This is a genomic window from Pseudomonas fluorescens, assembly GCF_000968015.1.
Lineage (GTDB): Bacteria > Pseudomonadota > Gammaproteobacteria > Pseudomonadales > Pseudomonadaceae > Aquipseudomonas > Aquipseudomonas fluorescens_W.
This window is the reverse complement of record NZ_LACH01000030.1, coordinates 13,868-32,857: the sequence shown is the minus strand read 5'-3', so window position 1 is coordinate 32,857 and position 18,990 is coordinate 13,868. Positions and strand designations below refer to the sequence as shown.

Annotated in this window: 17 protein-coding genes and 4 tRNA genes; 13 read left to right on the top strand and 8 right to left on the bottom strand. The window is 58.8% G+C overall.

Annotation, left to right across the window (positions count from 1 at the left end; all coding sequences use genetic code 11):
• Positions 1-242 precede the first annotated feature (242 nt).
• Entirely contained in the window at positions 243-1,001 is a 759-nt protein-coding gene (locus tag VD17_RS14490; RefSeq protein ID WP_046054392.1) for a hypothetical protein, read from the bottom strand.
• A gap of 393 nt (positions 1,002-1,394) precedes the next feature.
• Between VD17_RS14490 and VD17_RS14485 the strand changes: the two genes are divergently transcribed.
• The 4 genes from VD17_RS14485 (at position 1,395) to VD17_RS14470 (ending at position 1,808) form a co-directional block, all read left to right on the top strand.
• Positions 1,395-1,470, top strand: a tRNA-Glu gene (locus VD17_RS14485).
• A 2-nt stretch (positions 1,471-1,472) separates the two neighbouring features.
• Positions 1,473-1,548: transfer RNA gene (locus tag VD17_RS14480), tRNA-Gly, on the top strand.
• Positions 1,549-1,653: 105 nt separating this feature from the next.
• Positions 1,654-1,729, top strand: a tRNA-Glu gene (locus tag VD17_RS14475).
• A 3-nt stretch (positions 1,730-1,732) separates the two neighbouring features.
• Positions 1,733-1,808, top strand: a tRNA-Gly gene (locus VD17_RS14470).
• 300 nt (positions 1,809-2,108) lie between these two features.
• On the opposite strand, the gene VD17_RS14465 is transcribed toward VD17_RS14470, so the two are convergent.
• From VD17_RS14465 to VD17_RS14450, 4 genes are all read right to left on the bottom strand, one after another.
• Positions 2,109-3,848, bottom strand: coding sequence for a dipeptidase (locus VD17_RS14465; protein WP_046054391.1), 1,740 nt, complete (start codon positions 3,846-3,848; stop codon positions 2,109-2,111).
• Positions 3,849-4,046: 198 nt separating this feature from the next.
• A complete protein-coding gene (locus VD17_RS14460; protein ID WP_046054390.1) occupies positions 4,047-4,682 on the bottom strand; it encodes a LysE family translocator in 636 nt (211 codons plus the stop codon).
• Position 4,683: 1 nt separating this feature from the next.
• Entirely contained in the window at positions 4,684-5,454 is a 771-nt protein-coding gene (locus tag VD17_RS14455; RefSeq protein ID WP_046054389.1) for a 2OG-Fe(II) oxygenase, read from the bottom strand.
• Positions 5,455-5,546: 92 nt separating this feature from the next.
• Positions 5,547-6,173: a serine-tRNA(Ala) deacylase AlaX gene (locus VD17_RS14450; protein WP_046054388.1), complete on the bottom strand. Its 627-nt coding sequence runs from the start codon at positions 6,171-6,173 to the stop codon at positions 5,547-5,549.
• A 91-nt stretch (positions 6,174-6,264) separates the two neighbouring features.
• Here VD17_RS14450 and VD17_RS14445 point away from each other — a divergent pair, with 91 nt between their 5' ends.
• On the top strand, positions 6,265-7,263 hold the full coding sequence (locus tag VD17_RS14445; protein WP_046054387.1) for a LysR family transcriptional regulator: 999 nt from the start codon (positions 6,265-6,267) through the stop codon (positions 7,261-7,263).
• 157 nt (positions 7,264-7,420) lie between these two features.
• Here the strand turns inward: VD17_RS14445 and VD17_RS14440 are convergent, their stop codons facing one another.
• Together VD17_RS14440 and VD17_RS14435 are read right to left on the bottom strand one after the other, a co-directional pair.
• On the bottom strand, positions 7,421-7,828 hold the full coding sequence (locus VD17_RS14440) for a PA2817 family protein (protein WP_008152400.1): 408 nt from the start codon (positions 7,826-7,828) through the stop codon (positions 7,421-7,423).
• Between the two features lie 87 nt (positions 7,829-7,915).
• A complete protein-coding gene (locus VD17_RS14435; RefSeq protein ID WP_046054386.1) occupies positions 7,916-10,363 on the bottom strand; it encodes an acyl-CoA dehydrogenase in 2,448 nt (815 codons plus the stop codon).
• A 249-nt stretch (positions 10,364-10,612) separates the two neighbouring features.
• On the opposite strand from VD17_RS14435, the gene VD17_RS14430 reads away from it, so the two are divergent.
• The 4 genes from VD17_RS14430 (at position 10,613) to VD17_RS14415 (ending at position 13,781) form a co-directional block, all read left to right on the top strand.
• A complete protein-coding gene (locus tag VD17_RS14430; protein WP_046054385.1) occupies positions 10,613-11,272 on the top strand; it encodes a transglutaminase-like domain-containing protein in 660 nt (219 codons plus the stop codon).
• A gap of 43 nt (positions 11,273-11,315) precedes the next feature.
• A complete protein-coding gene (locus VD17_RS14425) occupies positions 11,316-11,939 on the top strand; it encodes a glutathione S-transferase family protein (RefSeq protein ID WP_046054384.1) in 624 nt (207 codons plus the stop codon).
• A 133-nt stretch (positions 11,940-12,072) separates the two neighbouring features.
• The gene (locus VD17_RS14420; RefSeq protein ID WP_033056918.1) at positions 12,073-13,005 is read left to right on the top strand and encodes an ABC transporter ATP-binding protein; all 933 of its coding nucleotides are present in this window, start codon (positions 12,073-12,075) and stop codon (positions 13,003-13,005) included.
• Positions 13,002-13,781: an ABC transporter permease gene (locus VD17_RS14415; protein ID WP_046054383.1), complete on the top strand. Its 780-nt coding sequence runs from the start codon at positions 13,002-13,004 to the stop codon at positions 13,779-13,781. Before VD17_RS14420 ends, VD17_RS14415 begins: the two co-directional genes overlap by 4 nt.
• A gap of 152 nt (positions 13,782-13,933) precedes the next feature.
• Here VD17_RS14415 and VD17_RS14410 read toward each other — a convergent pair whose 3' ends face one another.
• Positions 13,934-14,452 carry a DUF2062 domain-containing protein gene (locus VD17_RS14410; RefSeq protein WP_008152388.1) on the bottom strand — a complete coding sequence of 173 codons (519 nt, stop codon included), beginning with the start codon at positions 14,450-14,452 and terminating at the stop codon, positions 13,934-13,936.
• Positions 14,453-14,587: 135 nt separating this feature from the next.
• Here VD17_RS14410 and VD17_RS14405 point away from each other — a divergent pair, with 135 nt between their 5' ends.
• From VD17_RS14405 to lpxK, 4 genes are all read left to right on the top strand, one after another.
• Complete coding sequence (locus tag VD17_RS14405) at positions 14,588-16,810, top strand: DNA internalization-related competence protein ComEC/Rec2 (protein ID WP_046054382.1); 2,223 nt, start codon at positions 14,588-14,590, stop codon at positions 16,808-16,810.
• Between the two features lie 98 nt (positions 16,811-16,908).
• Positions 16,909-17,544 (top strand): MotA/TolQ/ExbB proton channel family protein, encoded by a 636-nt coding sequence (locus VD17_RS14400; protein ID WP_046054381.1) that lies wholly within the window; start codon positions 16,909-16,911, stop codon positions 17,542-17,544.
• The gene (locus VD17_RS14395) at positions 17,541-17,972 is read left to right on the top strand and encodes an ExbD/TolR family protein (RefSeq protein ID WP_046054380.1); all 432 of its coding nucleotides are present in this window, start codon (positions 17,541-17,543) and stop codon (positions 17,970-17,972) included. Before VD17_RS14400 ends, VD17_RS14395 begins: the two co-directional genes overlap by 4 nt.
• Entirely contained in the window at positions 17,972-18,982 is a 1,011-nt protein-coding gene (gene lpxK / locus VD17_RS14390; RefSeq protein ID WP_046054379.1) for a tetraacyldisaccharide 4'-kinase, read from the top strand. Before VD17_RS14395 ends, lpxK begins: the two co-directional genes overlap by 1 nt.
• The last annotated feature ends 8 nt before the right edge of the window (positions 18,983-18,990 follow it).

Genomic DNA, 18,990 nt, shown 5'->3' with positions numbered 1-18,990 from the left:
CACCTCCACTCAGCCTCCCGACGGGGCGGGTGGATCAAGATCAAGAGCTGCAGGCGAGCTAACGCTCGGCCTGTTGAGTGGTGAGAAGCGAAAGGCGAAAGGCGAACACCGATCCCCTGTGGGAGCTGGCTTGCCTGCGATGGCGGCCTGATAGTCGACCTTTCTGTCCTGGCTGTACCCTCCCATCAAACTCAACACAAAAAAAAAGCCACCTGCTTAGGTGGCTTTTCTGCTTTCTCTGATCAGTCGTAGATCACTTTTTTCTTCCAGTCCGCATCAGCCTCGACGTCTTTGAGGCCTTCGGTCAGTTGGTTCACTTCGCCTTCTACCGGGGCGATGTTGTCCATGACTTGTGCGTTGGCGCGAGCCAGAAGTTTTTCCAGGTATTCCAGTTGTTCGGCGTAGACCTGGGGTTCCTGTTGTTTGCGCAGGTATTGCACGCCGCGTTCGAATGCCAGGCGGGCCTGGCCAGGCTGGTTCTGTTGCAGGGCGTGCTGGCCGAGGTTGTTGAAGAATTCGATGTGCAGCAGGACCAGGATGTGGCGAACTTCGCGGATCCAGCGTTTGGCTTCGTTGGTTGGCAGGAAGCCGTCCTGTGCGGCGCGGGTGATTTGGCCGTGCAGGGCTTCGAGCAGGAAGCGTACGTCCTTGGCTTTGGCTTCGGTCTGGATTGGTGCCGGCGGGTTGTTGACCGGGATCGATTCGCCCTGGCCAACCAGAGCGCTAAGTTCGCCAATCCGTGCCTTGAGATTGGAGCTGGTTTTTTCCAGATTGAGCAGGCGTTGGCAGACGTTCAGTTCCAGGCGGGTCAACAGCAGCTTGAGTGCCGGTGTCATCAACTGGCCGGGGAAGGTCTCGGTGATTTCGCCGCAACGACGCAGACGATCGTTGAGCTCAACTTTGGCGCGGGCCTTTTCCAGCTTATTGTTTTCCACCACATGGTTCATGTAGCCAATGGCGATCAATAGTGCGATCCCGGCTACGACTAGCAGGGTGATCATGAGTGGTGTCACCGGTAAGACCTCTTTATGGGGTTCGCGTGCGAGTGTAGTGGCTTGGCATTGGGACGCATAGCGCCGCTCAGCGAGTTGAATCAGCTACTGCACTGCCTGTATCGGCCGCGTTCCTGCTTATATAAGTAATAGCGTGCGAGGTGCACATTGCCATCATCCTTGGCGTGAGTGGACTATAACGTCTTGGCGGGTGTCAGAATATAGGCGTCAAACACCGGGCGACGGAAAGGCCGGATTAGCGTCTCAAAGCAGGGCGAAGTCATTGATTTAAATAAATTTATATCTGGGGGTTGACGATCCCTCAATCCATCCATAGAATGCGCGCCACTTACAGCGTAAAGCACACAGCGAAACGCGGTAGGGAGTGAATGTTGTACGTGTGTCCCCTTCGTCTAGTGGCCTAGGACACCGCCCTTTCACGGCGGTAACAGGGGTTCGAGTCCCCTAGGGGACGCCAATGCGGGAATAGCTCAGTTGGTAGAGCACGACCTTGCCAAGGTCGGGGTCGCGAGTTCGAGTCTCGTTTCCCGCTCCAATTTTAAACAGCGTTGCTTTCGGGCAGGGCTGAGTGAAACCAGAACCAGCATCTTCGGATGCGGATTTGGGCACTGAAACACACACCATGTGTTTCAGTTAGCGTGTCCCCTTCGTCTAGTGGCCTAGGACACCGCCCTTTCACGGCGGTAACAGGGGTTCGAGTCCCCTAGGGGACGCCATTTGCGGGAATAGCTCAGTTGGTAGAGCACGACCTTGCCAAGGTCGGGGTCGCGAGTTCGAGTCTCGTTTCCCGCTCCATATTTAACGAAAACGCCGCTCAGCAATGAGCGGCGTTTTTGTTTGTGCATTATTTATGGGAAAAAAACTACCTTTGGGTAATGCCGGTCAGTTAAGCCAAACACGACTTGTAGCAGCTGGCGAAGCCTGCGTTCGGCTGCGCAGCAGTCGTAAACTGAGCGCGAGGTAGACCTGAAGGACCGCATTGCCTAATTTCACGGCTGCTGCGCAGCCGAACGCAGGCTTCGCCAGCTGCTACAGGGTATGCGTTGCTATGATCAAAGCAGTGGACCCGCCAAAAATAGCGGGTCCGAAAGGGGATCAGAGCTTCGGCAACTGCCCGATGCGCCCCATCATCTCGGTCACGATCTGCAGATCCAGCAGGAACTGGTCGACGGTCTTGAACTCGTTGTCGGTGTGACCGGTGTACTTGACCTCGGGCCTGGCCAGGCCGAATTGCACGCCATTGGGCAGTTCATGGACCGAAGTGGCGCCGGCGGAAGTACCGAACTTATGTTCCATGCCAAGGTTTTCACTGGCCACGGCCAGCAGAGCCTTGACCCATTCACCCTCAGGGTTGCGGTACATCGGCTCGGCGATCGAGTAGTCGAAGGCCACCGCAACGTGGGTCTTCTTGCTCCAGGCACCAAGCTTTTCGGCGATTTCGGCCTTGAGCACTTCGGGGGACTTGCCCTTCGGCATGCGCAGGTTGACCGCGAGCTTGAAGGCTTTCTCATCCATCCCGACATAGGTCAGGGAGGTGGTCAGCGGTCCCATGAAGGCATCGGAAAAGCCGACCCCCAATTTACCACCCAGGTAATCCAGGCCCCAGTTGTCGGCGGCGTAGCGGGCTGCATCGGTAATGTGGTTGTGCTTGAACGCAACTTTTCCATCGAGGGTGTTGATGAAGTCCAGCATCCTGGCCACCGGGTTAACGCCCGACTCGGGCTCGGAGGAGTGGGCCGAAACACCGGTGACCGTCAGCTTGACGTCCTTGTCGACGACCTTGGCGGTTACCTCGAAGTTGCCGCCGTTGCGCTTGGCGTAATCGCTACCTGCCTTCTGCAGGCCGGCGGCTAACTTGGCAGGCTTGTCACTCAAAAGGGTGGCGACCGATGTCGACGGAATCTGGTTGGTGGCCATGCCGCCCGTCATCGAGATGATTTCGGCGCCCTTGCCCTCTGCCTTGCGCTTGGCAAAGTTCGCCATGACGGTGCCGTAGCCTTTCTCGGCAATCACCACCGGGTAGGTGCCATCCAGCGCCAGGTTGTAGTTGGGTGTCGGGTTGTGTTCGAAGTAATAAGGGATCGCGTCGCCGGTGGTTTCTTCGGTGGTGTCGACCAGCAGTTTGAGATTTCTGGCCAGCGGCAGCTTCTCTTCCTTGATGATCTTCATGGCGTACATCGCCACCACGATGCCGTTTTTATCATCCTCGGTGCCCCGGCCATACATGCGGTCGCCGATCTGGGTGACCTTGAACGGATCGAGTTTGGTGCCGTCTTTCAGAACCCAGTTCTCCGGCGTCACGGGCACCACATCGGCATGTGCGTGAATGCCCACGACTTCGTCGCCGCTGCCTTCCAGGGAGATCTCATAGACGCGATTGTCGATGTTGCGAAAGTTCAGGTTGAAGGCCTGGGCAAGGCTCTTGATCTTGTCAGCGATCTTGATGAACTCGGGATTGTCGTGCTGGTCAACGCCGTCCACGCGGAAGGTCGGGATGGCTACCAATTCGCGCAGGGTCTCGGTGGCGGCGCTGCCGTACTTCACGCGTGCATAGAGGCCGAGCAGGCGATGGATCTCGTTCTGCTGTTCTGAAGAAAGGGTCTTGTTGTCGAGAAAGGCACTGATGGCCGGGCCGAGGTCGCCAGTTTTTCCAAGGTCACTTTTGGCCAGGCCTCCCAGGAACTGCCTGAAATCCGCTACCGATGCGTCACTGAAGGTCTTGAGGATGGCCGCGCTCTGTTGCGGGGTGATGTTAGCGTGCGCTGTCAGGGTAAACGACGAAAGGCTGGCCAGTATCAGGGTCGACGCGGCCAGGTGCTTGAGTGAGAAATTCATTGCTGGGGGCATTCCTTTGCAGGCAGATTGTGAGAAATTTCTGATCGATGAGGCAAGAAAACGTTCCCAAACTAACACCACGAGTGAGCAGTACGGGAGTCCCGGAAGTAAGATCTGTCGCACAGAAATGCAAAAGCGACGCCGAAACGAAAAAGGCCCGTCAGCCGACTGAGCGGGCCTTTTGCATGGGCACAGGTTTTACATCGACAGAATCAGGCGCCCGGCGAACAGGATCAGAATCACCCCCATGGTGCGTTCGAACCAGTGCCCCATGCGCATAAACAGCAGCCGTACCCGGGCACTGGAAAAGAACAGCGCGACGATCACAAACCACAGCGCATTCACAAAACACATCCAGATTCCGTAAAGCGCCTGGACTTTCAGTGGCGTTGTGGCGCTGATGATGGTGGTGAAGATCGCCAGGAAAAACAGCGTGGCTTTCGGGTTGGTCGCGTTGGTCAGGAAGCCGGTGGTAAATGCCTTCAGCAATGTTTGTTCTACGACCGGTTCGTAAGGCTTGTCGCCTTCCAGCACGGTCTTGGGCTTGCTGCGCAGCAGGCTGACACCGAGGTACAAAATGTAAGCGCCACCCACAACCTTGGCCACCGTCAGCAGCCAAGGTGTCGTGTGCATCAGCGCGCCGACCCCGAGCAAGGTGTAAAGCACGTGCACGGAAATGCCTGCACCGATGCCCAGCGCCGTGCAAATCCCGACCAGTCGACCGAAGCGCACACTCTGACGGATGGTCACTGCGAAGTCCGGTCCGGGTGCAACCACGGCCAGAAAGTGGATCGTTGCCAGCGCCAGAAACTCGCCCAGGTAATTCGAAAGCATTTCAACTCCAGAAAGTAAGGGGTGAAGCATTGCCGCGATAGCCGACAAAGAACGAAAGGCTCAAGCGCGGATCAGCCACACCCGGTGTCACCGAGTGCATGCAGCGCGAATTGAACATGATGAAATCACCCGGCTCGGGAAGAATCTCCAAGGCAGGAGTCCCGAGCAGCGCCGGATCGATGCCGTAACTGTCGCCACGCATTTCGTCGAACTGGTCCGGGGAGATGTCGTGGTCCCACATCTGCAACGCGCCGCCCTCGGTCGGCATGTTCAGATAAACGTTGCAGGCGAACTGCGCTTCCAGGCTTCTGGCCTGGTAACTGTCCGGGGCGTCCTTGGCGAAAATGTCGTGATGGGCGAGAAAGCACACCCCGGGTTTCACCACCCGGGACAGCCCGACATACATCTTGCGACCGTAGAGATTTTCCAGGTGCGCACCCGCAGGCCAAGACTCGTCGAGCATGCAGCGCAGGGTGTCGACGGGGGACGAATAGGGCGCACACCGGTTACGCAATTCCGCAATGTTGCGGGTGGCGCGTTCGAAATAATCTTCGATCAGCAGCGGCTGGTTTTCCGCTTCATAAAACGCCATGCCGATGCGACCGATGCTCGGTGCATTGATATAGCCTTCGAAGCCAGGGGCGAGGATCTTGTCGCCAATCTGAATCGCCAGTGGCTTGGGCAACAAGCCTTTGACGCGGATGGCGAGGACTTCTTCGTTGGCCAGTTTTTTTATGCACGTCTCATCGAGACGCTCGACGTCAAGCATCATGTCTTAGGTCCATCTATCAGATAGTCAACAGAACCCGCGACCGCAGGTTCCCCCGGCGTCAGGCGATGACAGGAACGGCATCGCCCAAATGCTCAATCCACGCTGTAGTGGACTGACAGCGTTCCCTTCTTCAGTGAAAGGGAAGCGATCGTGACCGTGCCCAAATCCTTCAGGCTACGTACATGGGTGCCGCCGCAGCCGTAGGCGGGCAGTTCACCGAAACCGATTTCCCGGGCGCCTTCACGCATAGACGTCAGGCGTGGCAGATCATTGGCGATCCACTGCTCGATGCCGTGCTGAATCATCTCGGCATCAACCTCCTTTGCCGACTCTGCCGGTTTGAATTGCACGCGTCCTTCGCCCGGCCAGTGATGAGCCTTGATCGGCATCCAGCCCATGGCCTGGACGAAGTGGCCAATCAGGTGGCCGGCGGAATGCATGCGTGAATTGAACTGACGGCGTTGTTCGTCGACCCGAATCTGAGTCATGCCCGGTTTTACCGGATGGTCGACGAAATGAATGATCCGGTCCGGATCCTGAGCCACGCGCAGCACCCGGCTTTCGCCGATCCAGCCGGTGTCAAAGGGCTGTCCACCGCCTTGGGGATGAAACAACGTGGCGCGCAACACCACGGCAAATTCGTTCTCGTGGGGCGTGCAATCCAGGACTTCCACATTGGCCTTGAGGTCATCACTATGGAAAAAGAGGCGAAGCGTCATATTCCATGCCCTTATTAAAAATTCTATTTTTTATTATATGGAGCGTGGAATTGCGTGATAATCCGTTCAAACATCAAAGGACTGTTGCGCTGTGAGCATAAATCTTCCGCTACCGCTGCTCGGTGAAATGGCGATTTTCGTCAAGGTTGTCGAGACCGGCAGTTTCTCCGAGGCCGCTCGACAGTTGGGTTCTTCCCCCTCGGCGGTCAGTCGAAGCATTTCGCGCCTGGAGAAGGCGCTCGCCACCCGTTTACTGCAGCGAACCACGCGCAAGCTGCGCTTGAGCGACGGTGGTGAAGAGGTGTTCAAGCGTTGCCAGGAGATGGTCAGCGCGGCCAAGTCGGTGATGGAGATCAGCGGCCAGTTCACCCATGAAGCGGAAGGACTGGTGCGCGTCAGTGTGCCGAAGGCGGTGGGGCGTTTCGTGATTCATCCGCATATGCCGGAATTTTTGCGTCGTTATCCCAAAGTGGATGTGGAGCTGTTGCTTGAGGACCGCCAGGTGGATTTGATCGACGACAACGTTGATCTGGCGATTCGTATTACAGATCGGCCACCTGCCGGACTGGTCGGCCGGCAATTGCTCACCATCGATCATATGCTCTGTGCAACGCCGCAATACCTGGCCGAACACGGCACACCGACCCATCCCCACGACTTGCTCAACCACAGCTGCATCTATCTGGGCGAAACCCCGAGCGATGCACGCTGGAAATTCAAGAAAGGTACCAAGGCTGTCACCGTTGGCGTGCGCGGACGTTATGCGGCCAATCACACCGGCGTGCGCTTGGGCGCAGTGTTGCAGCACATCGGGATTGGCAGCCTGCCTTACTTCACCGCACGTTATGCGCTGGAGCAGGGGCTGATCGTGCAGGTGTTGCCGGACTGGACCTTTCTGGCGTCATACCACGGCGGTGCCTGGCTGCTGCATTCGCCAACCCGTTATCTGCCACCGAAGTTACGGGTGCTGATCGACTATCTGGTGGAGTGCCTGGAGAAGGAACCGACCCTGAGCAAGCCGGGTAAGCCCAGTGCGTTGGGAAAAGTCGCTGCGCAGTATGAGTTGCCGGAGAGTGATGGGTTGCTATAAAAAACAAGATTAAAAGATCGCAGCCTCCGGCAGCTCCTACAGGGTGTATGCCTTCTAAAGGTAGGAGCTGCCGGAGGCTGCGATTTTTTGATCTTTGTGGCCAATAAAAAGGCCCGCATGTTCAACCATGCGGGCCTTTTGCATTTCTGACCGAGGATCAGTGCTTGCTGTCGTCTTTCGACATCGCCAGCAGCTGTTTTTCCTGGTTCCAGTCGAACGGTTCGTCGTTTTGTTCAGCTTCGAAACGACGTTCTTCCAGCGCCTGGTACAAGTCGATTTCATCGTCAGGCATGTAATGCAGGCAGTCACCGGCGAAGTACCACAGCAGGTCGCGCGGGACCAGGTGGGCGATTTGCGGGTAGCGGGTGATCACCTGGCACAGAATGTCCTGGCCCAGGTATTGGCTTTCGATCGGGTCGACCGGCAGCAACGCACGCAGTTCGTCGAAGCGCTCCAGGAACAAGGCATGGCTTTCTTCGGGAACCTGTTCGGCCTCACCTACGGCGACCAGGATGCTGCGCAGGTGGTCGAGCAAGACAAGATGATCGGCAACGACATTGGACACGAGATAAGTCCTCAAGAGCAAAACGGGCGCGGGAGTATAAAGCGCCCGCGCCCATTTTTACAGGTAGAAGGCACATGGTTTGCTGGATCAGCGGACCTTTCCTTCCCCCAGCGCCAGTTCCTTTTTGTCGAAATCATCGACATCAATCACCTTGCGCCGCGCCGCTTCGGCGTCACGCAGGGCCTGCGCCTCCAAGGGCTGCAACACGCCGGCCTCAAGCGCTGTATCGATGACGTGTTCTCCGACGACCGGTTTGACCTGGCCGCTTTTGAGCGCGACATGAAGCTTTTTGCGCAGCGGTTGTGCGGCACTCAGCAGGTTACACGCATGTTGCAGGGCGCCGACCGGGTCATCAGTGGATTGCGGCCGGTAGCAACCGCCGAGCAACTCTTCCAGGGTTGGATCGCCCTTGGCGCGACCGATCACCGCCGCCACTTCGGCGCCGAGTTTGTCCGATGGCCCTTTGTGACGACGACCGAACGGGAACACGATCACCCGCAATAGGCAACCCAACACCTTGTTCGGGAAGTTGGTCAGCAGTTCATCCAGCGCTCGTTCCGATTGACCCAGACTTTCTTCCATGGCCCAGGTAAACAGCGGTGCCATGTGCTCCGGTGAATCAAGGTCGTGGTAACGCTTGAGTGCGGCGGAGGCGAGGTACATGTTGCTGAGCACATCCCCCAGCCGTGCCGACAGACGTTCGCGTCGTTTCAATTCGCCGCCCAGCAGCATCATGCTCAGGTCGGCGAGCAGGGCGAACGCAGCAGCCTGGCGATTGAGGGCGCGGAAGTAACCCTGGCTGAGCTTGTCGCCTGGCGCGTGTTCGAAGTGACCGAAACCAAGGTTCAGCACCAGCGTGCTGGCGGCGTTACTCACGGCGAAACCGATGTGTTTAAGCAGCAGGCCATCAAATTCGGTGAGGGCCTGATCCTTGTCTTCACGACTGGCGAGGGCCATTTCCTTAAGCACGAATGGATGGCAGCGAATCGCGCCCTGACCGAAGATCATCAGGTTGCGCGAGAGAATGTTCGCGCCTTCCACGGTGATGAAAATCGGCGCGCCGTTCCAGCTGCGACCGAGGTAGTTGTTCGGCCCCATGATGATTGCCTTGCCGCCATGAACATCCATGGCGTGGCTGATGCACTCGCGGCCGCGTTCAGTAAGGTGGTACTTGAGAATCGCCGACAGCACCGATGGCTTCTCACCCAAATCCACCGCATTGGCCGTGAGCATCCGCGCCGCGTCCATCATCCAGGCGTTGCCGCCGATACGGGCCATCGCTTCCTGAATCCCTTCGAAGGCCGACAGTGGAACATTGAACTGTTCACGGACCTGAGCGTACTGGCCGGTCACCAGGCTGGTGAACTTGGCGGCGCCGGTGCCGACCGCTGGCAACGAAATCGAACGCCCGACCGACAGGCAGTTCATTAGCATCATCCAGCCTTTGCCGATCATTTCCTGGCCGCCGATGAGGAACTCCAACGGTACGAAAACATCTTTGCCGGAGTTCGGGCCGTTCATGAATGAAGCGCCCAACGGCAAGTGACGGCGGCCGATTTCAACACCGGCGATATCGGTCGGGATCAACGCTAGACTGATCCCCAAGTCTTCCTCCTCACCCAGCAAATGATCCGGGTCGTAGGCCTTGAAGGCGAGGCCGAGCAGGGTGGCGACAGGGCCAAGTGTGATGTAACGCTTTTCCCAGTTCAGGCGCAGGCCCAAGGTTTCCTTGCCTTCCCATTCACCTTTGCAGATCACCCCGGTGTCGGGCATGGAGCCGGCATCGGAGCCGGCAAGAGGGCCGGTCAGTGCGAAGCACGGGATGTCATCGCCGCGCGCCAGTCGTGGCAGGTAGTGGTTGCGTTGTTCGTCGGTGCCGTAATGCAGCAACAGTTCGGCCGGGCCGAGGGAGTTGGGGACCATCACGGTGGACGCGAGGTCGCCGCTGCGGGTTGCCAGTTTCATCGCCACCTGAGAGTGGGCGTAGGCGGAGAAACCTTTGCCGCCAAACTCCTTGGGAATGATCAGGGCGAAGAAGCCGTTTTCCTTGATATAGGCCCAGGCTTCGGGAGGGAGGTCCATGGTTTGACCGATCTGCCAGTCGCTGACCATGGCGCAGAGTTCTTCGGTCGGGCCGTCGATGAAGGCCTGTTCCTCTTCGCTCAGCTGCGCTTTTGGATAGGACAGCAGTTTTTTCCAGTCCGGGCGACCGCTGAACAGTTCTCCGTCCCACCACACCGTGCCGGCATCGATTGCATCGCGCTCGGTTTGCGACATCGGCGGCAGGGTTTTCTGGAACCAGTTGAACAACGGCGCGCTGAAAAATTTGCGGCGCAGGTCGGGCAGTAACAAGGGCGCTGCGACAACCGCGATCAACACCCACAGAACCAGCAGCAACCAGCCTGGCGCGTGGCTGAAAGCGCCCATCGCCACGACGTAAACGGCCACGACGCACAGGGCGGGCAGTGGTGCGATGCGTCGATGGGCTAAATAAGCAATCCCGACAACCAGAACCAGTATCCACAACAGCAGCATATTTAATCCTCCGTGAAACCAGGGCAAAACCAACTTTCAGAGCTTAGACGGCATCCGCAAAACAGGGTGGTCAGAGCGATGTGATTGAATTCGTGGGAAACCATGGATGAGTTTTGTAGGCCCGGTGGGCAACAGGCCGCGGAAATCGTTCGTTGGGCGGGCGACAAAGCGTCCATGTTTGGCTGAAACGTCGTTATCTCTGTGCTGAACGTGTCGCTAGACTCGTGGCTTCCCCAGGAGATTGTTCTCATGCACGAGTATCTGAGTCCCGGCCGCTTCATCGATAGTGACCACCCGTCGGTGGTGGAGTTCGCCGAAAAACATCGCGGTAGCCGTCGTGATCCTCTAGAACAGGCGATCAATCTCTATTACGCGGTGCGCGAAGCCGTGCGTTACAACCCTTACACCTTCAGTCGCGACCCGGATACCTTGCGCGGCAGTTATGCGCTGGCGGCGGGGGAGAGTTATTGCGTGCCCAAAGCCACGCTGCTGGCAGGTGCAGCCCGGCATTGCGGGATTCCCGCGCGGATCGGTCTGGCGGATGTGCGCAATCATTTATCGACGCCACGTTTGCTTGAATTGCTCAAGAGCGACGTGTTCGCCATGCACGGCTATACGGAGCTGTATCTGAATGGTCGCTGGGTCAAAGCCACGCCAGCGTTCAACCAAGGCTTGTGCGAACTGTTCAATGTCGCACCCCTGGAATTCGACGGTATCAACGACAGCGTTTTCCATCCGTTCAATCGCGACGGCGAGCAATTGATGGAATACCTGATCGACCACGGCCAGTTCACCGACGTGCCTGAAGCGTTCTTTTTCGAGCACCTGGAGAAGTGCTATCCGCATCTGTTCAGCGACACACTGCCCGTGCTGGTGGGTGACATGCAGAGCGATTTGAGTCGCGCCTGATCCGGCGTATGCTGCCTGCGCATTCATCCATAAAGAGGCGGTCATGCTGAAGATCTGGGGTCGGAAAAATTCGTCGAATGTCAGAAAACCTTTGTGGGCCGCCGAGGAGCTGGGCCTGGCTTATGAAGCCATCGATGCGGGCGGCGCCTTTGGTGTAGTCGATACGCCGCAGTACCGCGCGATGAACCCCAATGGTCGCGTGCCGGTGATTGAAGACGATGGTTTCGTGCTGTGGGAATCCAACGCCATCGTGCGTTACCTGATGGCTCGCCACGCCAACGGCACCGCCTGGTATCCAGAGAATCTGCAGGCCCGGGCCTCTGCCGACAAGTGGATGGACTGGACCACTTCAAGTTTTGCCGGGCCGTTCCGCACGGTGTTCTGGGGCGTATTGCGCACCCCGGAAGACCAGCAGGACTGGCCGGCCATCAACGCTGCGATCAAGGAGTGCGATGGCCTGCTGTCCATGGCGGATCAGGCGCTGGCGACCCAACCGTACCTGTCCGGCGATGAGATCGGCATGGGCGACATTCCTCTGGGCAGCTTCATTTATGCCTGGTTCGAGATGCCGATCGAGCGCGCACCGCAGCCTCATCTGCAAGCCTGGTATGCACGCCTGAAACAGCGCCCGGCGTATCAAAAAGCGGTTATGACCGCGTTGACTTAATACTCACTATCGACACACTTGACTGTACTTGTGTGGCGGCGACAAGCACCATTGCGCTCGTGCGCCGCGGTTGTATTAGTCGCCGCCCGCCCTGATTTGTCCCTTTCTTCCCTTCTTGGTGCGTAAATCCGATATGAGTTCCGCTCTGTCCATCCGGCAGCTAACCAAAACCTACGGCAACGGTTTCCAGGCCCTGAGTGGTATCGATCTGGACGTCGCCGAAGGTGACTTTTTCGCCTTGCTCGGCCCTAACGGCGCCGGCAAATCCACGACCATCGGCATTCTCTCGACCCTGGTGAACAAGACTAGCGGGACGGTGAATATCTTTGGTCACGACCTGGACAAGAATCCTGCGCAGCTCAAGCGCTCCATCGGCGTAGTGCCTCAGGAATTCAACTTCAACCAGTTCGAAAAAACCTTCGATATCGTCGTGACCCAGGCCGGTTATTACGGCATTCCGCCGAAAATCGCCAAGGAACGCGCCGAGCAGTACCTGACCCAACTGGGCCTGTGGGACAAGCGCGATACGCCATCGCGTTCGCTGTCCGGCGGCATGAAGCGTCGACTGATGATCGCCCGTGCGTTGGTTCACGAACCGCGCCTGCTGATCCTCGACGAACCGACGGCGGGTGTGGACATCGAACTGCGTCGCTCGATGTGGACGTTCCTCACCGAGCTGAACAAGAAAGGCATCACCATCATCCTCACCACCCACTACCTGGAAGAGGCTGAGCAGTTGTGCCGCAACATCGGCATCATCGACCACGGCACCATCGTCGAGAACACCAGCATGAAACAGTTGCTCGGCCAACTGCACGTGGAAACGTTCCTGCTCGACCTCAAAAACACGTTGCAAACCGCTCCGCAGTTGCTCGGTTACCCGACCAAGCTGCTCGATAGCCACACCCTTGAAGTTCAGGTCGACAAGGCCATGGGCATCACCGCGCTGTTCACCCAATTGGCGCAGCAGAACATCGAAGTGTTGAGCCTGCGTAACAAAACCAATCGCCTCGAGGAGTTGTTCGTGTCCCTGGTGGAGAAAAATCTGTCGAAGGTGGCGGTATGAGTTCCGAGCTGCAACCCAACCTTGTTGCCCTCAACACCATCGTTTACCGAGAGGTCAGACGCTTTACCCGGATCTGGCCGCAGACGCTGCTGCCGCCGGCCATTACCATGGTTCTGTACTTCGTGATCTTCGGCAATCTGATCGGCCGGCAGATCGGTGACATGGGTGGTTTCACCTACATGGAGTACATCGTGCCGGGGCTGATCATGATGTCGGTGATCACCAACTCCTACGGCAACGTGGTCTCGAGTTTCTTCGGCAGCAAGTTCCAGCGTTCCATCGAAGAATTGATGGTGTCGCCCGTGTCGCCGCATACGATTCTGATCGGCTACACCCTGGGCGGCGTGCTGCGTGGCTTGATGGTCGGGCTTATCGTGACCCTGCTGTCGCTGTTCTTCACCGAGTTGCAGGTGCATCACCTGGGCGTGACCATTCTGGTGGTGGTGCTGACGGCGACGATCTTCTCGCTGCTGGGCTTCATAAACGCCGTGTTTGCGCGCAACTTCGATGACATCTCGATCATTCCGACGTTTGTGCTGACACCGCTGACCTACCTGGGCGGGGTGTTCTACTCGATTTCCTTGCTGCCGCCGTTCTGGCAGACCGTGTCCCTGGCCAACCCGGTGCTGCACATGGTCAACGCCTTCCGTTACGGCATTCTTGGTGTTTCGGACATCAAAATCAGCGTGGCGATCACCTTCATGCTGGTGGCGACCGTGGTGTTGTACATCGGTTGCGCACGGCTGCTGGTCAGTGGTCGCGGGATGCGTACCTAAGGAAGACCGAGTCGCCTGCATCGCGAGCAGGCTCGCTCCCACAGTGGGTTTGTGTCGTTCACAGATCCAATGTGGGAGCGAGCTTGCTCGCGATGGCGTCAGTCCAGACACTGCAAAACAAACGGCCTCCAACAATGGAGGCCGTTTTGCGTTTACTGCATCCGTTTTTTCTGGCGTCGCCGCCACTGCCGCCCGACCCACCAACGCCAGTACATCATGGTCAGGCAGTAGGCGAGCGCGCCGAGCACCAGACCCGTCACCACCGAACCGAGTAAAAACGGCTGCCAAAGAGTCGAGAGTTCCCCGCTGATCCATTCCCAGGTCAATTCGTCCGGCAAATGGCGGGTGGGAACATCCATCAGCCAGGCACCGGTCTGGTAAGTGCAGAAGAACACCGCCGGCATGGTGATCGGGTTGGTCAGCCAGACCAGGCTGACCGCAATCGGCATGTTGCCGCGCACCATGATGGCGAGAATGGCGGCGACCAGCATTTGCAACGGAATCGGCAGGAACGCCGCGAACAGACCCACCGCCATGGCCCGTGCGACGGAATGGCGGTTGAGGTGCCAGAGGTTTGGGTCATGCAGCAGGGTGCCGAGAAAGCGTAAGGACTTGTGTTCCCTGATGCTGGTCGGGTCTGGCATGTAACGTTTGAATAAGCGCCGGGGCATAAGGCTTCTCGGTCGGTTAAGGCGGCAAGTATGTCTGGATTCTATGAGCCGCCCATTCAGACTTTGTGACAATTAATAACGATGCCCGTGCGATTAGCCGGCTATGCCTAGGAGGGGACTCTCAAGGACGGGCGTATGCGCACAGGGATGATGGCGCTGGCGTTGGGTCTGTTGATCCTGCGTTTTTTACCGGTATTACCGCCGGTCTGGTTATGGATGTTGCTGCCGGTAGTCGGTTTGATGTTGCTGCCGTTCCGCAGCTATCCACTGGCATTTTTCCTGTTCGGCTTCAGTTGGGCAGGCGCGAATGCACAGTGGGCGCTGAATGATCGGCTGCCGATGAGCCTCGATGGCGAAACCCGTTGGGTCGAAGGTCGGGTGACGGGATTGCCCCAGAACAATGGGGCCGTTGTGCGTTTCGAGTTGGCGGAAGCCCGGTCGCGACATGGCAAGGTGCCGAAACTGCTGCGCCTGGCCTGGTATGACGGACCGCCGATCAACAGCGGCGAACATTGGCGACTGGCGGTCAAGTTGAAGCGTCCTGCGGGGCTGCTCAATCCCCATGCCTTCGATTACGACGCCTGGCTGTTGGCGCAACGCATCGGCGCTACCGGGACGGTCAAGGCTGGCGAGCGGCTCAAGGAAGCCCAATGGGCCTGGCGCGACGGCATCCGTCAGCGCTTGCAGGCCGTGGATGCCCAGGGGCGAACGGGCGCGCTGACGGCGTTGGTGCTGGGGGACGGCGCCGGGCTGAGTCGCGAAGACTGGCAGGTGCTGCAAGACACCGGCACCGTCCATCTGTTGGTGATTTCCGGACAACACATCGGGTTGTTGGCGGGGCTGGTGTACCTGTTGATCGCCGGGCTGGCCCGTTATGGCCTGTGGCCGAAACGCTTGCCTTGGCTGCCGTGGGCCTGTGGACTGGCGTTCGCGGCCGCTCTCGGTTATGGGCTGCTGGCCGGTTTCGAGGTGCCGGTGCGGCGGGCCTGCGTGATGATCGGTCTGGTGCTGTTGTGGCGCCTGCGATTTCGTCACCTCGGCGCCTGGTGGCCACTGTTGCTGGCGCTCGACGGTGTTTTGCTGCTGGATCCGCTGGCGAGCCTGCAACCGGGTTTCTGGCTGTCGTTCGCGGCGGTGGCGGTGTTGATCTTCACCTTCGGCGGTCGACTGGGCCCATGGCGTTGGTGGCAAACGTGGACCCGCGCCCAATGGCTGATCGCGATTGGTCTGTGCCCGTTGCTGCTGGTGCTCGGGTTACCGATCAGTCTCAGCGGGCCGGTGGCCAATTTGCTCGCGGTGCCGTGGATCAGTCTGGTGGTGCTGCCTCCGGCATTGCTGGGTACGTTGCTTTTACCCCTTCCTTATGTGGGCGAAGGGTTGCTGTGGTTGGCAGGAGGTTTGATCGACCTCTTGTTCAAGGGCCTGGCGCTGATGGCCGGGTACTTGCCCGCGTGGGTGCCGGTGGCCATCCCGTTGTGGATATGGGCACTCGGCACGCTCGGTGCCTTTCTACTATTGATGCCTCGAGGTGTGCCGTTTCGCTCGTTGGGTTGGCCGATGCTGCTGTTGCTGGTTTTTCCACCCAGGCAGGTCTTGCCTGAAGGCATCGCCGAAGTCTGGCAGCTGGATGTCGGCCAGGGTTTGGCCATCATGGTGCGGACCCGTCATCACACACTGTTATATGACACCGGGCCACGTTTCGGCGATTTCGACCTGGGCGAGCGGGTGGTGCTGCCGACATTACGCAAACTGGGCGTGAATGGACTCGATTTGATGTTGATCAGCCATGCTGACGCCGATCATGCGGGCGGCGCCCGGGCCGTTGCCAATGGCCTGCCGGTGAAACGGGTGGTCAGTGGCGATCCCCTGGCGCTGCCGGCCGAGTTGCAGGCTGAAGGCTGCGAGAGCGGTAAGCAATGGGTCTGGGATGATGTGAGGTTCCAGCTCTGGCAATGGTCTTCCGCCCGCGACAGCAATCAAAAATCCTGCGTCCTGCAGATCGAGGCCAACGGTGAGCGTATGTTACTGACCGGTGACATAGACGCCGCAGCCGAGCAAGCCTTGCTTGACAGTCCACTGGCCGTCACCACCGATTGGTTGCAGGCGCCGCACCACGGCAGTCGCAGTTCATCTTCCATGGCGCTGCTTACCGGGCTGCAACCCAAAGCAGTGCTGATCTCCCGCGGTCAGGGCAATTCATTCGGTCATCCCCATCCCACGATCATGGCGCGCTATCGAAAGCGCGGCCTATCGATCCATGACAGCGCCGAACAGGGTGCCATCCGTCTGCAACTGGGACGCTTCAAACCGCCATGGACGATGCGTCAAGAACGGCGTTTCTGGCGCTCTGCGCAATAACCCGGAGTGATTGAAGACCGACTGGATGCGACATCACGGTCTTCGGTGCGCTCACCCCCTATGTTAGAGTGGCGCACTTTTTCGAGGGGGCTGACACTGTGTGGGAATTGGTCAAATCCGGCGGCTGGATGATGCTGCCGATCATTCTGAGTTCCATCGCGGCCATGGCAATCGTCGCTGAGCGTCTCTGGACCCTGCGTGCCAGCCGTGTGACCCCGGAACATTTGCTCGGGCAAGTCTGGGTCTGGATCAAGGACAAGCAGCTCAATAAGGAAAAACTCAAGGAACTGCGCGCCAACTCGCCTTTGGGTGAAATCCTGGCCGCTGGCCTGGCGAACTCCAAACATGGTCGCGAGATCATGAAAGAGTGCATCGAAGAGGCTGCTGCGCGGGTCATCCACGAGCTCGAGCGCTACATCAATGCGCTGGGGACCATCGCCGCCATGGCCCCGTTGCTGGGCCTGTTGGGTACGGTGCTTGGCATGATCGATATTTTCAGCGCGTTCATGGGCACGGGCATGGGCACTAACGCTGCGGTGCTGGCCGGTGGTATTTCCAAGGCCCTGATCACCACGGCTGCGGGCCTGATGGTCGGTATTCCGGCGGTATTCTTCCACCGGTTCCTGCAACGCCGGATCGATGAACTGGTGGTGGGCATGGAGCAGGAAGCGATCAAACTGGTCGAGGTGGTACAGGGTGACCGTGATGTTGACCTGAATGGGGGCAAAGCGTGAAATTCCGCCGCAAACCGCGGGAAACGGTAGACATCAACCTCGCGTCGCTGATTGACGTGGTGTTTATCTTGCTGCTGTTTTTCGTCGTGACCACTACCTTTACCCGTGAAACCCAATTGCGTGTCGATCTGCCGGAAGCGGTCAGCGGTTCACCTGCCGAAGACCAGCAGGTCAAGCATCTGGACGTTGCCATCAGTGCCGAGGGCGTATTCTCGGTGAACAACCAATTGTTGCCGAAAAACGATCTGGCCACGTTGATGGACGCGCTGCAGAAAGAATCCAGTGGCGACACCAACTTGCCGCTGTCTATCAGCGCTGACGGCAAGACTCAGCATCAGTCTGTCGTCACCGCCATGGACGCCGCCGGCAAACTCGGTTTCAGCCACCTGCGCATGACCACAGTCGAGGCGGCGCCGCCCGCGCCCTGATGGCCATGTCCGACCGCTTGCTCGCCGCGTGGTACCAGGGTCATCCGGCCCTGAAGCTGTTGCAGCCGCTGGAGTGGCTGTATCGGCGCGTGGTCAATAACAAGCGCAAGCGTTTTCTGGCGGGTGAGGGCGAGATCTATCAACCGCCAGTGCCGCTGATCGTAGTCGGTAACATCACCGTCGGCGGCACCGGCAAGACGCCGCTGATTCTCTGGATGATCCAGCACTGCCAGCGCAGTGGCCTGCGGGTCGGCGTGGTCAGCCGCGGTTACGGCGCCAAACCACCGCAACTGCCGTGGCGGGTTGAGGCGGATCAAAGCGCCGATATCGCAGGCGACGAACCGCTGTTGATCGTCCAGCGCACCGGTGTTCCGTTGATGATCGACCCGGACCGTAGCAGCGCCGTCAAAGCGCTGCTGGCGAGTGAGCCACTGGACCTGATCCTGTCCGACGACGGCATGCAGCATTACCGTCTTGCCCGGGACCTTGAGCTGGTGCTGATCGATGCAGCCCGCGGCTTGGGCAACCAGCGTTGCCTGCCCGCCGGGCCGTTGCGCGAACCGGCCGAGCGCCTGCAAAGCGTCGACGCGGTGCTGTACAACGGTGCCGATGCCGATCGCGACGGCGGTTTTGCCTTCCAGCTTCAACCCACCGAATTGATCAATCTGCACAGCGGCGAGCGGCGTCCCCTCGATCACTTTCCCGCAGGCCAGGCGTTGCACGCCGTGGCCGGGATCGGCAATCCGCAACGTTTCTTCACAACCCTCGAAACGCTACACTGGCAGCCAGTGCCGCATGCGTTTGCCGACCACGCCGAATACAGCGTGCAGGCCTTGAATTTCACACCGTCATTGCCGTTGGTGATGACCGAAAAGGACGCGGTGAAGTGCCGTGCCTTCGCCGCCGCCGATTGGTGGTACCTGGCGGTCGATGCTGCGCCATCGCCGGCCTTCGTGGCCTGGTTCGATACGCAGTTGATGCGCCTGTTGCCGGCTCGTCTTTTGCCTTAAATCCGTTT